Genomic DNA, 14,379 nt, shown 5'->3' on the forward strand with positions numbered 1-14,379 from the left:
GTGGAGACAACGGACCATAGAATAGGCGATATGCCCATCCGGAAACTTGAACCCAACGCATTGGTCGGAGACCAGGCCTTCACCGCCATCCATGACGCGATCATGAACGGTGACTTCAAGGCGGGTTACCGCCTGAGGATCCGCGACCTGGCCGAGGGGCTTGGTACCAGTGTCATGCCGGTGCGCGAAGCGATCCGCCGGTTGGAGGAGATCGGGCTGGTTGAGACCGTGCCGTACCGCGGCGCGGTGGTGAAGGGCTTCACTGCGCAGGAATTGGAACACGTCTACTCCACCCGGAGGCTCTTGGAGATCGAGGCGTCCAGGCTGGGCGCATTGAATGCCTCGAGCCAGACCATCCAGCGGATGACCGAGGAGTTCGGACTCATGAAGAATGCCTTGTCCAAGGGGGATGTGGCTGGATACCTGGATCGTGATGAGGCGTTGCTCGAGGAGTTCTACGCGGCTGCCGGAAATCCGGTGCTCAGCGAACTGATTGGGAACCTGTGGAAACGCTGCCGTTCATACAAGCTCGTGGGGGCCCAAGAGGCGGTGGACGCCGGCGTCAGCCCTGCCCTGTGGCATTACCAGGCGGAACTGATCGAGGCGGTCCGGGCCCACGATGCCCAGCGCGCCGTCACGGCCACGGCGGCCTCGCTGGATGAAGCGGCCAGCCGCATCGAGGATGCCATGAACGCCATGAGCGGCGACTAGACGCCTGCCGACCCCGGCCCCTACCTCGGCCGCCCTATCGGTTTAGCACCGACCGGGCGGCCTTTTTCGTGCCTGATTTCCATGGAATGCGGAAGTGGAAGCGGTTCGATGAAAATAGATCGCCGAAAGCTATTGTGTGATTTGTGATCACATCTTATGCTTGTGAGACGCAGCGCACATCTGGTGGATGTGGTGGGCCGCGGGTTCGAGATGGCGTCATTTCAGGGAACCTGCCCCTTGGCTTCGGGTTGACCCTGAATCACTTCTTGAAAGGAAAACTACGATGAAAGATGTCATCATCGTTGGCGGTGGACTGGCCGGGCTGTCCGCAGCGTGGCGCCTCCGCCACTTCGATACCCTGGTTTTGGAATCGGAAAGCCGGGTCGGTGGGCGAATCCGCTCGGAAAAGCGCGGCCGCTACTTCCTGAACTGGGGCGGACACGTCTTTGCCGGTGAGGGCAGCAGCACCCACGCATTGTTGGGTGAAACCGGCACCCGGGCCGTGACCGTTCCCGGGGTCCTGGCTGGGTTGCAGATGAATGGGAAGCTGCTGCTCAAGGGGCAGATCGCCAGCTACCCTTTCCGGGTGCCGATGTCGTTGTCCTCCCGTGTGGCACTGCTGAAGACCGGCGCCCGGGTGGGCCTGGATGTGCTGCGCTACGCCAGGGTTGTCCGCAAACGCGCGGGGGAAACCCCGGAAATGCGCCAGCAGCGCATCTACGACTTCGAGAACACCCGGTCCTTCCAGGACTACGTCGGTGACCTGTCCCCGGATGTCGAGGCCCTGTTCAAGCCGACGGTCACCCGTTCGGCGGCCGATATGGACCAGCTGGCCGCCGGGGCGGGCATCGGGTATTTTTCCCTGGTATTCAACGTCGGCCAGGGGCTGAACCAGCACATTGCCGGCGGGCCGTCCACGCTGATCGGCAATATCGCCGGTTGCCTGGGTGAGCGCATCGAACGCGGTGCACAGGTCACCGAGGTCATCCACCGCGAGGATTCGGTACTGGTGCGCTACGAGCGCGACGGGAAGGCCCACGAGGTGGAGGCCCGCACCGTGGTGATGGCCACCCCGGCCACGGTGACCCACCGGGTCACCCGGGGTCTGCCCGAGGAGCTTCACCAGGCCCTGGGCCAGATCAGGTACGGCGAATACGTGTCGGCGGCATTCCTGACCAACGAGACCTCACCGCGACCCTGGGACGGTGCCTACGGGATCGCCACTCCCAAGCGGTCGTTCAATATCGCCCTGAACATGGGCAATGTGGTTCGCGGCGGGGATTCAACCCGGCAACCCGGCGGCAGCCTCATGGTCTTCTCCCCGGCCAGCCTGGCCCGCGAGCTCATCGACCTGAGCGACGAGGAAATCACCGAAACCTACCTCAGGGACCTCGACGACGCCCTGCCCGGATTCCGTGCCGACGTGACCGAGGCAGTGGTGCAGCGCTGGCGCACCGGTGCCCCCTACTGTTTCCCCGGCCGTGCCGCACTCCAACCGGTTTTGACCAATCCCGCACGGCGCATCTTCCTGGCCGGGGACTACCTGGGCACGTTGTATACCGAAACCGCGATTTCCTCGGGTTTCGCTGCAGCCACCCACGCGGCCAGCCTGCTGGCCCCGGAACTAGAACACGCCACCATCCAGGCCTGAACCAAACGACAACCAAGGAGATATCCAATGACTACCGAATTGCGCGGGGTACTGACCGCACTGGCCACCCCCTTCACCGAGAGCGGTGAGCTGGATCTGCCCAAGCTGCGCTTCCTCGTGGACCGATCCGTCAATGCAGGTGTGGGCGGCGTGGTAGCCGGAGGATCCACCGGCGAATTCGCCGCCTTGAGCACGGCCGAACGCGAACTTGTCGTGCAAACCGTGATCAGGCATACGGCGGGCCGGGTTCCGGTGATCGCCCAGACCGGCGCCACCAGCACCGTCGAGGCGATTCGGCTGTCGAAGGCCGCCGAAGCGGCCGGTGCGGATGTGCTGATGCTGGTCACCCCGTACTATGAGGCGCTGACGCTGGAGGAAACCGTCGACTACATCAAGACGGTGGCCAGAGCGGTGTCGCTGCCGGTGATGCTCTACAACATCCCCGATGCCACCGGGGTGAACCTGGATCCGCAGACGATTTCCTCATTGGCACGTGAGGTGGAGAACATCCGCTACGTCAAGGATTCCAGCGCGAATTTCGAACAGGCCCTGCAGCTGATCCATCACCACTCGCAGGATATCGCCACCTTCATCGGCTGGGACGCCTACACCTTCTCGGCCTTGGCCGAGGGAGCGGCCGGCGTGATGGCCGGGGCGGCCAATGTCGTGCCGGAACAGCTGGTGGACGTGGCACGCCGGATCGGGGCCGGAGATATCACCGGTGCCCTGCAGCAGTGGCGCGGGGTGTACCCGGTAATCGATTCGCTGCTCTCCTTGCCGTTCATCTCGGCGATCAAGGAGGCGTTGAAGATCCAGGGACACCCGGTGGGTGACCCCCGCCACCCGGTTTCGCCGTTGACGCCGGAGCAGGCCGAACTGGTGGTCCGGGCCCTGCAGGAATTGCCAGAGAACTCCCTCATCTCCTAGCCGGACCCATTTTTCGTGAAAGGAACGCAATGGCACTTGTGAATGCCCAAGACCGCGAGGTACTTCGTGGTCCCGTGCAGGACGATACCCGCCTGTTGCCGCCAACGGATCTGTTCATCAACGGCCAATGGCAGTCATCGCATGGCTCCGAGCAGGCGGTGGTCATCGACCCGGGCACCGAACAGGAGATCTGCACTGTTCCACGGGGCGATGCCGCGGATGTCGACCGGGCAGTTGCCGCGGCGAAGGAGGCTGCACGATCCTGGGGTGCACTGGTGCCCAGGGAACGTGCGCAGATCCTATTGCGCCTCGCCCAGCGCCTGGAGGATCACGCCGCCGAACTGGCAGCCCTGGAATCCTGGAATACCGGCAAGCCGCCGGCCGTGGCGGCCGATGATGTGGCCAGCGCCGTGGACTCCTTCCGTTTCATGGCCGGGGCGGCCCGCTCCACCACCACTGTGGCCTCGGGGCAGTATGCCGAAGGCCACCTGTCGCTGATCCTCCGGGAGCCGCTGGGCGTGGTCGGCGCCGTGACCCCGTGGAACTACCCGTTGCTGATGGGGGTATGGAAGATCGCCCCGATCCTGGCTGCAGGGAACACCATGGTGATCAAACCTTCCGAGAGTACCCCGTTGAGCACCCTCAAATTCGCGGAATTGACCGCGGACCTGTTGCCCGCCGGGGTGTTCAACGTGGTGACCGGGCGCGGATCGGTCATCGGGCAGCGCTTGGCCGAACACCCGGATGTGGCCATGGTGGCATTGACCGGATCGGTGGGGTCGGGCAGTGCGGTGGCCCGGGCTGCCGCCGGAAGCGTCAAGCGAGTGCACCTGGAACTGGGCGGCAAGGCGCCGGTGGTGATCCTTCCGGATGCCGACCTAGCCGCCGCCGCGGCCGCGCTGCGCACCGCGGGATACTGGAACGCAGGCCAGGAATGCGGGGCGGCCTGCCGGGTGCTGGTCCATGCCTCCGTGGCCGAGGAATTCACGTCCTTGCTGGTCAATGAGGTCTCGTCAATGGTTGTCGGGGAACCGGGCGCCGGATCCGAGGTGGAAATCGGGCCGATGATTTCCAGACAGCACTACGACCGCGTGCTCGAGCACCTGCAACGGGCCGCCGCGGACGGGGCCCGGGTGGCAGTCGGCGGCGGTGCACTGGATGGTCCGGGCTACTTCATCGCCCCGACCGTGCTCGCCGACGTCCCGCAGGGGGCTGCCTGCACCCAGGAAGAGATCTTCGGCCCGGTGGTCACGGTGGAAACCTTCGAGGAGGAGAGCGAGGCCATGGAACGGGCCAACGAGGTGCCGTTCGGGTTGGCCGCCTCGGTCTGGACCCGGGATACGGCCCGCAGCCACCGTCTGGCCTCGGCGTTGGATGCCGGAACCGTGTGGGTCAATTCCCACCTGGTACTGGCCACGGAAATGCCGTGGGGCGGGTTCAAGGGCTCCGGGTACGGCCGCGACCTGTCGGCGTACGCACTGGATGACTACTCGCGTACCAAGCACGTTATGCACAACCAGCAGGCCTAATCCGCCGGGAAACGCCAGGGGGCGGCAGGACCGGCTTGGTCCTGCCGCCCCCTGGCATTCGCGGGGAAAACCCTGCCCTACGGCAGGCGCTGGCCGCTGGCCGTATCGAAGAGGTGGACATGTCCCGGCTCGGGTACGACGTTCAACGTCTCGCCGCGCATCGGGGGCTTGCGCCCGTCCACGCGCATGACGATCGAGTGGTCCTTGCCCTCCAGGTGCATGGTGCCGTAGATGTAGGCGTCCGCGCCCAGTTCCTCCACCACGTCCACATGCAGTGGTGCACCTTCCCCGTCGGCGGCCAGGCGCAGGTCCTCGGGACGGATGCCGAAGGTGGTGCCGCCGGTGGCACCGGGAGCGGCGTAGCTGGCGTTGCCGAAGGCGACGTGGCCGTCGGCGGCGGTCAGCTCAATCAGGTTCATGGACGGTGAGCCGATGAACCCTGCCACGAAGACGTTCTCCGGGTGGTCGTAGAGGTCACGCGGGGTGCCGACCTGCTGCAGGGTACCGTCCTTGAGGACCGCCACGCGGTCGCCCATGGTCAGCGCCTCGACCTGGTCGTGGGTCACATACACGGTGGTGACACCGAGGCGGCGGGTCAGTGATGAGATCTGGGTGCGGGTTTGCACACGCAGTTTGGCATCCAGGTTCGACAGCGGTTCATCCATCAGGAACACCTGCGGGGAGCGCACAATCGCGCGGCCCATGGCCACACGCTGGCGCTGGCCGCCGGACAACGCCTTCGGCTTGCGATCCAGGTACTTCTCCAGATCCAGCAGCTTGGCCGCTTCCAGTACGCGGCGGGCCCGTTCGTCCTTGTCGACCCCGGCGATCTTCAACGCGAAGCCCATATTCTCGGCGACGGTCATGTGCGGGTAGAGGGCATAGTTCTGGAAAACCATCGCGATATCGCGATCCTTGGGTGGAACATTGGTGACGTCCTTGTCGCCGATGCGGATGGTGCCGCCATCAACGTCTTCCAACCCGGCGAGCATACGCAGGGTGGTGGACTTGCCGCAGCCCGAGGGGCCGACCAGAACGAGGAACTCCCCGTCGGCGATCTCCAGGTCGATTGCGTCGACCGATGGGACCAGGGCCCCGGGATAAATACGCGTGGCTTTCTCAAAAGTCACAGATGCCATGATGACATTCCTTTCACGGGCAGGTACGTGCCCGACGATCCGTAGTGAAAGTGATATGGGTAACTGCGATTATTGCACACCTTCCACACTTGGCAACACCCCGGAAAGGGCTTTCCCTCGTGGCGCCTACAGCCGGAGGGTGGAGCCGCGCTCGATCAGGCGCCCGGCCAGGGTCACATGCGATTGCTCCAGCGGGTGACCCTCGATCAGCTGGCGCAACTGCGTGGCCGCAGTGCGACCGAGCTCGGTGGCATCCAGATTGATACTGGTCAGCGGCGGGTTAGTGGTTGCGGAGTAGGGAAGGTCATCGAAGCCGGCAACGGCCAGGTCCTCGGGCACACGCACGGCGGCGGCCCGCGCTTCCTGCAGTACGCCATAGGCGTGGGTGTCGGTGGCGCAACCGACCGCGGTAATTCCCAGCTCGCGCCACCGTGGCCAGTGCAGGGCGAAGTGCCTGGCGGCCTGGCCCAGTTCGATGGTGCAGGAGGTCACCGCACCTTCCGGGAGCTGCATGCCGAGTTCGGCGGCCGCCGCGGCGAAGGCGGTCCGGCGCTGGCGCATGGTGGCGGTGTCGTTGATGGCATCCAGGTAGGCGACCTTGCGGTGTCCCAGCCGGGCGAAGTGCGCGGCCATATCCCGCGCCCCCTGGGCCACGTCCAGGTTGACCGCGGGAACATTCCCCGGGGCATCGGGCGCATCCACTGCCACCACCGGCACCGGGGCACCCAGCTCCCCGATGAACCGGGGGTTGGGGGCGTCGATCAGCAGGCCCGCCGGCCGCAATCCCAGCAGCCGTCGGGTCTCGGCGATACCCGGTGCCTGGCCGGGGTCGGTGACCGCCAGCAGTAGCTGGTATTCCGAACCCAGGACCTGGCGGACCCCGGCGATCAGACGGGCGAAGAAGGGATTGGAAATATCGGGGGCCACCATGATGATCGTCGAGCTGACCCCGCGGGCCAGTGAGCTGCCGATACCGTCCACCACGTACCCCAGGTCCGCAATCGCCTCGCGGACCCGGATCACGTTGCGTTCCGAGACCCGGCCGGCGGATTTGCCGTTGGCCACCAGTGAGACCGTCGCGGTGGACACCCCGGCGTGTTGCGCCACCATGGCCGCGGTGACACGTCGAGGCGGTGTGGTGCTGGGTGCTGTCGGGTCCGGGGCGCTCATGGGATCTATCCTAGTGCGGCCGGTCACGTTCATGGCCCAGGGGTCCCGCGCGGCCGGGCGGCCATGGACACCATGAAGTCAAGCGTTTGACGTATAGTGCCTAAACAAGCCGGGATTCCGGGAATTCTGGGAAAAGTGCCCGTGGAACACCTGTTCCCGAACCCCGAGGGGGATGAGCCGACATGGCCGAAGCCAACCCGAGTAGCACGCCACGAAAAATCATCCTGGACTGCGATCCCGGGCATGGTGACGCGGTGGCCCTGCTGTTGGCCCATGGCAGTGAGCGGATCGAGTTGCTGGCCGTCACGACGGTGGCCGGCAACCAGTCCCTGGAAAGGGTGAGCGCCAACGCCCTGGCGGTGGGCACGGTTGCCGGGATCACCGGCGTGCCCTTCGCCGCCGGATGTGCGCGTCCCCTGGTGCGCACGATGGAAACCGCCGACGACATCCACGGGCAGTCCGGCATGGACGGGCCCGCGCAGCCCGAACCGACCATCACCCTGGACGGGCGTCACGCGGTGGACCTGCTGATCGAAACCATCATGGACCACGAGCCGGGGGAGATCACCCTGGTGCCCACCGGGGCGATGACCAATATCGCGCTCGCCGTGCGCAAGGAGCCGCGCATCGTGCCGCGGGTGCGCGAGGTGGTACTGATGGGCGGGGGCTACCATACCGGGAACTGGAGTGCCGTGGCCGAGTTCAATATCAGGATCGACCCCGAGGCCGCGCATATCGTCTTCAACGAGTCCTGGCCGGTGGTCATGGTCGGGCTGGACCTGACCCACCAGGCGCTGGCCACCGACGAGGTGGTGGCGCGTATCGGGGCGATCGGCACCCTGCCGGCACGGTTCGTGGGCGAATTGATGGAATTCCTCCGCACGGCCTACAGGCAGGCGCAGGGCTTCGACGCCCCTCCGGTGCACGATCCCTGCGCGGTGGCCTATGTCATCGACCCCAGCGTGGTGCGCACCGTCAAGGCACCGGTGGACATCGAATTGCAGGGCGGGCTGACCCTGGGCATGACCGTGACGGATTTCCGCACCCCGGCCGCCGCGGATTGCCACACCTCGGTGGCGGTGGAGCTGGACCACCGGCGTTTCTGGGATCTGGTCATCCAGGCGCTGGAGAATATCGGCGAGGTGGAGCCGGCGGAAACACCCTCCCGGGCCTGCGCACGCTGACCCGGATGCCGCATATCACCCGGGGTGCCCGAAATGACCACGCAAAAAGTAGTCAGCGCCACTATTCCCGGCCGATGATTTGTGACAGCGATCAATGCCAAATGGCCACCGGATTACATAGACTGAACATGAACTTGAGCTCATCGAAGTAAAGGTTGTGTCATGGCTGTCAAGACCCCGCATCAGAACGTCACCTTCGACTCCGCCAACGGGCAGGCCCACGGGTATCTCGCGCTACCCGAATCCGGGACCGGCCCCGGGGTGATCGTGATCCAGGAATGGTGGGGGCTGACCGACCATATCCGCGACATCGCCGACCGCCTGGCTGCCGAGGGCTTCGTGGCGCTGGCCCCGGACCTGTACGGCGGGTGGATCACCCATGACGGGGCCGAAGCCGGCAAGATGATGAGCGAATTGCCCGAGGCCGAAGGGGCCCGCCTGCTGGCCGGGGCCGTGGACTACCTCCTCGGCCGTGACGAGGTGACCTCCGACAAGGTCGGCACCATCGGTTTCTGCATGGGTGGCGGGTTCGTGCTGAACCTCGCCGCACAGCAAGGCCAGAGGATCTCGGCCGCCGTCCCGTTCTACGGGGTCGGCCAGGGGGTTCCCGAGGACTACTCCGGGGTCAAGGCCGCCATCCAGGGGCACTACGCGATCCGCGACGGCTTCTACCCGGTGGAAAGCGCCCGCGCCCAGGAGCAGCAGATCCGCGACGAATCCGGCGCCGAGGTCACCTTCCACTACTACGATGCGGACCACGCCTTCCACAACGACGAGAACCCGGCCGGCAACTACCAGGCCGCCGAGGCCGCACTGGCGTGGGAACGCGCCGTAAAATTCCTGCGCGAGAACGCCGCATAAGGACCATGTAGTGGCACACGTCACATAGAGTGTGCTACACAAAGACGAGAAACAGCTCGAACCCACAAGGAGAAACCCATAATGTCTGAAACCATCATCGTTGGTGTCGACGGTTCCGAAACCGCACTGAAGGCCGCCCGCCGCGGTGCCGAACTGGCCACCAAGCTCGGCGGCGAGCTGGTTGTGGTCACCGCCCATGCCTCGGACAACACCGAAGTCGTTTCCATCGGCTCCGACACCTGGATCCTGGACGATGCCGAGCAGGCCCGCAAGCTCGCCGAGCGCGTGGCCCGCGATGTGCGTGACGCCCAGCCCGAGGCCAACATCAGCGCCGCGGCAGGCCACGGCAAGCCGGCCGAGGTGCTGATCGCTGAAGCCGCTGCACGCAACGCGGCGATGATCGTGGTCGGCAACGTGGGGATGAAGGGCCTGGGCCGCGTGCTCGGCTCGGTGGCCTCCTCGGTCGCCCACTCCGCCCCGTGCGACGTCCTGGTTGTCAAGACCGACAAGTAAGCACCCGCACTACTGCGTGGCCGCCGGAATCCCGGCCGCCACGCAGTAGTCTTTTAACGTGCAACAGCTACGCGTTACCTATGTCGCCGGGGTGGTACCGGGCAAATGGATCGACCGCTTCACCGAACGGTATCCGCGGGTCGAGCTGCGGGCGCAACGGCTGGATGAGGGCGATCCGCTGCCCCTGCTGGCCGGTGGCGAGGCCGATGTGGTTTTCGTGCGGTTCGCTCCCGGGCACAATCCACGCGACGAGACCCGGCATGTCATCCCGCTCTACGAGGAACTGCCAGTGCTCTGCGCGGCCAAGGACCACGACGTCGAGTACTACGACGAGACGATCCCGGCGGCCGACGCGTCCGGTTTCCCGCAGCTGGACCTGGCCGACTACCCCGAGGTGGCCGGGGGAGTGGCGATGGCGCTGGAGGTGGTGGCCAGCGGCGCATCCGTGGCCCGGATGCCCATGAGCCTGGCCCGGCTGCATGCACGCAAGGATGTCATCTACCGCGTCATCCAGGATGCGGAACCCACGCACATCGGCATCGCCTGGCTGGTGGACTCGGACAAGTCGGAGCTGATCGACGAATTCATCGGGGTGGTGCGCGGGCGCAGCGCCAGCAGCTCCCGGCAGGGTTCGGTCCGCGATAAACAGCAGCAGGGTTCGGCCAAGGCCAGGCGCACCGGCAAGCCGTCCTCCGGAAAGCCGGGCAAGGGCCCGGGGCCGAAACGCCCCGCCCGGCCCAAACCACGCAAGCGCCGCTGAATCGCTTCGCCGGTGGCAAAGAAGTCTAGTGGGACAACGGTTGCCCGTGAGAAGGTGGGATCATGGAGCAATTCGACACACTGAGCCTACGTACGCAGGGCAACGCCCTGGTCGTCACCATCAACCAGCCGGCCTCGCTTAATGCGCTGGCCCTGGAAGTCGTGGCCGACCTGGAGCGACTGGTGGAACACCTCAAGGGCAGCGCCTTCGAACACCGCGGGGTGGTCATCACCGGGGCCGGGGACAAATCCTTCGTCGCGGGGGCCAATATCGTGCAGATGTCCGCGATGGACGCCGATGCCGCCGAGGCCTACGGGCGGCGCATGCACCGGGTCACCGAGGAACTGGAGGCCTTGCAACTGCCGGTGATCGCCGCGGTCAACGGCTTCGCCCTGGGCGGCGGGTGCGAACTGGCGCTGGCCTGCGACTTCATCTACGCCTCGGAGAACGCCAGCTTCGGGCAGCCGGAGGTCAACCTCGGCCTGGTTCCCGGTTTCGGCGGATCGGTGAGGCTGCCACGCCGCGTCGGGGTGGCCATGGCCCGGGAGCTGATCTACACCGGACGGCGGATCACCTCGGCCGAGGCCCTGCGCATCGGGCTGGCCAACAAGGTGGTCCCGGCCGAGGAGCTGCTGGATACCGCGGTGGCCACCATCGAGGAGATCGCCGCGGTCTCGCCCACAGCAGTGGCCAATGTGAAAACCGCGCTGAACCGGATCATGGACGTGGACGTGCACGCCGGACTGGACGTGGAAGTGGCCAGTTTCCGCCAGGCCTTCGACACCGAGGACTCGGTGGAAGGCCGGGCCGCCTTCGTGGAAAAGAGGAAAGCACAATTCCCCGGCAAGTAATCCGCTATGGGACGCACCCCGACCAATACCTGTACAGCCATACCCCCGGCACCCCGCGGGGTACCGGGGCGGTGCTGGTCATCCACGGAGGGTACTGGCGCACCACCTACGATGCCGGCCTGGGCGAAAGCCTGGCCGAGGACCTGGCGGCCCGCGGGCTGCAGGCCTATAACCTCGAATACCGCCGCGGCCCGGGCAGTGCCTTGCGGATGCTCCAGGACGCGCGCAGCGCGCTGGCCGCCATTCCCGACCCCGGGCCGGTTACCGTGATCGGGCATTCCGCCGGCGGCCAGCTGGCCTGCCTGCTGGCCGCCGCAGAGGAACGCGTCACCCTGGTCATCAGCCAGGCCGGGTTGTTGGATCTGCAGTTGGCCGCGGACCTGGAGCTGAGCCAGGGGGCGGTGCGCGAGATGCTGGCAGACACCCCGTTGGACGAGGTCAACCCGGTGGCGCAGTGGCCAATGGCGGCACGTGTCATAATCTTTCATGGGACCCAGGATGAGGATGTCCCGCCCGTGATAGCCGAACACGCCAGCCGTGCGGCGATCGGGTGCGGACAGGAACACCACACCCGGTACTTCGACGGAGACCATTTCACCTGGATCGACCCGGCTACCGAGCAGTGGCAGGCCTGCGTGGAACAACTGGCCCCCTGGCATTTTGGAGGAACACGATGAACCCGACGGTGATCGGCGAGGCGCTGGTCGATGTCCTGGCCCCGGGAATCTCCGCGCCCCAGGAATTCGTGGGCGGTAGCCCGCTGAATGTCGCCGTCTCCCTGGCCCGGCTGGGCTACCCCGGAACCCTGGTCTCCCGCTGGGGGCACGATGACAAGGGGCGCACCATCGAGGACTACCTGGCCGAGAACCGGGTCAGCTTCGTGGGCGGACCCGACGACCAGGCCACCGTGATCGCGCACGGCATGCTGGATCCCGCCGGCGGGGCCACCTTCGCCTTCAACGCCTACTGGCAATTGCCCACCCTGGGTACGGAACTGGATTCCAGCAGCCAGCTGGTGCACACCGGATCCATCGCCACCCTGTTCAGCCCCGGGGAACTGCTGTCGATGGTGACCCGGGCACGCAGCCACGCAACCATCAGCTACGACCCCAACCTGCGTCCCTCGCTGGTATCCAACCACGCCCAGACCGTGGAACAGGTGGAAGGCTTCGTTGCCGCCGCCGACGTGGTCCGGGTCTCCGGCATCGACCTGCGCTGGCTCTACCCGCTGCGCTCGGTCCATGACAGCGCCCGCGCCTGGCTGGACCTCGGACCGGCCGTGGTGGTCGCCACCGCCGGTTCCAAGGGGTCCTTCGGGGTCACCCGCGCCGGCACGGTGGAACACGCCTCCACCCTGGTGGAGGTCACCGACACCGTGGGGGCCGGGGACTCCTTCACCGCCGCCCTGCTGTGCTGGTTGGCCGACCATTCGCTGATGGGTGCAAGCCGACGCGGCGAACTGGCCGCTCTGGGTACGGATCAACTGCGCCAGGCCCTGCAGTTCGCCTCGCGGGCCGCGGCTATCACCGTCACCCGGGCCGGGGCCAACCCGCCCTGGCGGGAGGAACTGGCGTGATCAAGATGATCGCCTCCGACCTGGATGGCACCATCGTCTCGTCCACCGGCAAGATCTCGACCCGCACCAGGGATGCCTTCCTGGCCGCCCGCGAAGCCGGGATCCACATTGTCTTCGTCACCGGGCGCCCCTACCGTTGGCTGACCCCGATCGTGGACGCCTTCGGCGGACTGGGCACCGTGATCTGCTCCAACGGGGCGGTGCTCTACGACCTGGAAAACGACCAGGTGCTCTGGTCCCGGACCATCGACGCGGCCACCGCCGTCGAGGCCCAGCAGATCATCCTGCACCACGAACCGCAGGCCAGCTTCGCAGCCGAAACCACCAAGGGACTGCACCTGGGGGCCGGATTCGCCGAAACCGGACGCACCCTGGGCTCGCTGGCCGAACTGGACCTGCACAGCCCGGAACTGGATGCCGAAGGCATCGTCAAGTTCCTGGCGCGCTCGCCGGGCCTGGCCGTGGAGGCCTTCTATTCGGCGGTGTTCCCCGAGCTGTCCCGGCTACTATGGCTCACCCACTCGGCCACCGGGGTCTCGCTGCTGGAAATGGCGCACCTGCAGATCCACAAGGCCAATACCCTTGATGAATACGCCCGCCGCCTGCAGATCAAACCGGCGGAGATCATGGCCTTCGGGGACATGCCCAACGACATCGAGATGCTGCAATACGCCGGCCACGGCTACGCCATGGCCTCCGGGCACCGCGAAACCCTGGCGGCCACGAAACTGATCGCCCCGCCCTTCGCCGAGGACGGGGTGGCCCAGGTGATCGAGGGACTGTTGAAGTGAGCTACGGATTCACCCACCGCGGCTACCGCCACGGGGCGGAGGAGAACACCCGGCTGGCCTTCGAACGGGCCTACAACGCCGGTATCCGGCATTTCGAAACCGACGTACGATGTACCGCGGATGCGGTGGTCTACGCCTTCCACGACGAGAGCGTGGAACGTATCACCGACGGCCGCGGCCGGTTCAACGAGCTGCTCGATGAGCAGGTGGTCCGGCTGCGTGCCGGTGGAGAGCCGCTGGCCAGGCTGCAGGAACTGATCGAGGCCTTCGAGGATGTCACCTTCAATATCGATGTGAAGGACGAGGCGGTCATCGCGCCGCTGGCCAGGGTCATCGAGAAGACCGCGAGCCATGAGCGGGTTGCCCTGGCCTCCTTTGATACGGCCCGTACCCGTGCGACCGCCCACCTGCTCTCGAAGCCGGTACGGCGGAGCCCGGGAACCGCGGACATGATCCGCATCTGGCTCTGGGCGCACCTGGCCGGACGGGTTCCGGCGAAGTACGCCGCCGAATTCTGGGCGGTGCAGGTGCCGCAGCGCCGCGGTATCGTCCCGGTCACCACCCGGTGTTTCATCCGTGCGGTGCACCGCGCCGGGATGCAGGTTCACGTCTGGGTGGTCAATGACGAACCGGGTATGCGCAGGTTGCTGGCCCGGGATGTCGACGCGCTGATCAGCGACGAGGCCCCGACACTGGCCAGGGTCCTTCGCGGCTAG

The 14,379-nt window shown here is 66.2% G+C and carries 15 protein-coding genes; 13 read left to right on the top strand and 2 right to left on the bottom strand.

Translation table 11 applies throughout. The features are described 5' to 3' along the window. The first annotated feature begins 30 nt into the window (after positions 1-30). The 4 genes from OK351_RS14290 to OK351_RS14305 all read left to right on the top strand — a co-directional run bounded on the left by OK351_RS14290 (position 31) and on the right by OK351_RS14305 (position 4,818). Positions 31-711, top strand: coding sequence for a GntR family transcriptional regulator (locus OK351_RS14290; protein WP_265160214.1), 681 nt, complete (start codon positions 31-33; stop codon positions 709-711). 283 nt (positions 712-994) lie between these two features. Beyond that, positions 995-2,362 carry a flavin monoamine oxidase family protein gene (locus OK351_RS14295; RefSeq protein WP_265160217.1) on the top strand — a complete coding sequence of 456 codons (1,368 nt, stop codon included), beginning with the start codon at positions 995-997 and terminating at the stop codon, positions 2,360-2,362. 27 nt (positions 2,363-2,389) lie between these two features. After that, positions 2,390-3,289: a 4-hydroxy-tetrahydrodipicolinate synthase gene (gene dapA / locus OK351_RS14300; protein ID WP_265160219.1), complete on the top strand. Its 900-nt coding sequence runs from the start codon at positions 2,390-2,392 to the stop codon at positions 3,287-3,289. A gap of 29 nt (positions 3,290-3,318) precedes the next feature. Beyond that, on the top strand, positions 3,319-4,818 hold the full coding sequence (locus OK351_RS14305; protein ID WP_265160222.1) for an aminobutyraldehyde dehydrogenase: 1,500 nt from the start codon (positions 3,319-3,321) through the stop codon (positions 4,816-4,818). Positions 4,819-4,895: 77 nt separating this feature from the next. On the opposite strand, the gene OK351_RS14310 is transcribed toward OK351_RS14305, so the two are convergent. Both OK351_RS14310 and OK351_RS14315 read right to left on the bottom strand, forming a co-directional pair. Next, complete coding sequence (locus OK351_RS14310) at positions 4,896-5,957, bottom strand: ABC transporter ATP-binding protein (protein ID WP_265160225.1); 1,062 nt, start codon at positions 5,955-5,957, stop codon at positions 4,896-4,898. Positions 5,958-6,083: 126 nt separating this feature from the next. Continuing rightward, positions 6,084-7,127: a LacI family DNA-binding transcriptional regulator gene (locus OK351_RS14315; RefSeq protein ID WP_265160227.1), complete on the bottom strand. Its 1,044-nt coding sequence runs from the start codon at positions 7,125-7,127 to the stop codon at positions 6,084-6,086. Positions 7,128-7,309: 182 nt separating this feature from the next. On the opposite strand from OK351_RS14315, the gene OK351_RS14320 reads away from it, so the two are divergent. The 9 genes from OK351_RS14320 (at position 7,310) to OK351_RS14360 (ending at position 14,379) form a co-directional block, all read left to right on the top strand. Further along, positions 7,310-8,311, top strand: coding sequence for a uridine-preferring nucleoside hydrolase UriH (locus tag OK351_RS14320; RefSeq protein ID WP_265160230.1), 1,002 nt, complete (start codon positions 7,310-7,312; stop codon positions 8,309-8,311). Positions 8,312-8,473: 162 nt separating this feature from the next. Continuing rightward, positions 8,474-9,172, top strand: coding sequence for a dienelactone hydrolase family protein (locus OK351_RS14325; RefSeq protein WP_265160233.1), 699 nt, complete (start codon positions 8,474-8,476; stop codon positions 9,170-9,172). Positions 9,173-9,253: 81 nt separating this feature from the next. Then, positions 9,254-9,685 (top strand): universal stress protein, encoded by a 432-nt coding sequence (locus OK351_RS14330; RefSeq protein ID WP_265160236.1) that lies wholly within the window; start codon positions 9,254-9,256, stop codon positions 9,683-9,685. Positions 9,686-9,743: 58 nt separating this feature from the next. After that, a complete protein-coding gene (locus tag OK351_RS14335) occupies positions 9,744-10,445 on the top strand; it encodes a LysR family transcriptional regulator substrate-binding protein (RefSeq protein ID WP_265160238.1) in 702 nt (233 codons plus the stop codon). Between the two features lie 62 nt (positions 10,446-10,507). Beyond that, positions 10,508-11,296 (top strand): enoyl-CoA hydratase/isomerase family protein, encoded by a 789-nt coding sequence (locus OK351_RS14340; protein ID WP_265160240.1) that lies wholly within the window; start codon positions 10,508-10,510, stop codon positions 11,294-11,296. Between the two features lie 71 nt (positions 11,297-11,367). Next, positions 11,368-11,973 carry an alpha/beta fold hydrolase gene (locus tag OK351_RS14345; RefSeq protein ID WP_265160243.1) on the top strand — a complete coding sequence of 202 codons (606 nt, stop codon included), beginning with the start codon at positions 11,368-11,370 and terminating at the stop codon, positions 11,971-11,973. Beyond that, positions 11,970-12,872: a carbohydrate kinase family protein gene (locus tag OK351_RS14350; protein WP_265160245.1), complete on the top strand. Its 903-nt coding sequence runs from the start codon at positions 11,970-11,972 to the stop codon at positions 12,870-12,872. Before OK351_RS14345 ends, OK351_RS14350 begins: the two co-directional genes overlap by 4 nt. 5 nt (positions 12,873-12,877) lie before the next feature. Then, entirely contained in the window at positions 12,878-13,663 is a 786-nt protein-coding gene (locus OK351_RS14355; RefSeq protein WP_265160401.1) for an HAD family hydrolase, read from the top strand. Continuing rightward, on the top strand, positions 13,660-14,379 hold the full coding sequence (locus OK351_RS14360; RefSeq protein WP_265160247.1) for a glycerophosphodiester phosphodiesterase family protein: 720 nt from the start codon (positions 13,660-13,662) through the stop codon (positions 14,377-14,379). Before OK351_RS14355 ends, OK351_RS14360 begins: the two co-directional genes overlap by 4 nt.

This window comes from Glutamicibacter sp. MNS18, assembly GCF_026107515.2.
Classification (GTDB): Bacteria; Actinomycetota; Actinomycetes; order Actinomycetales; family Micrococcaceae; genus Glutamicibacter.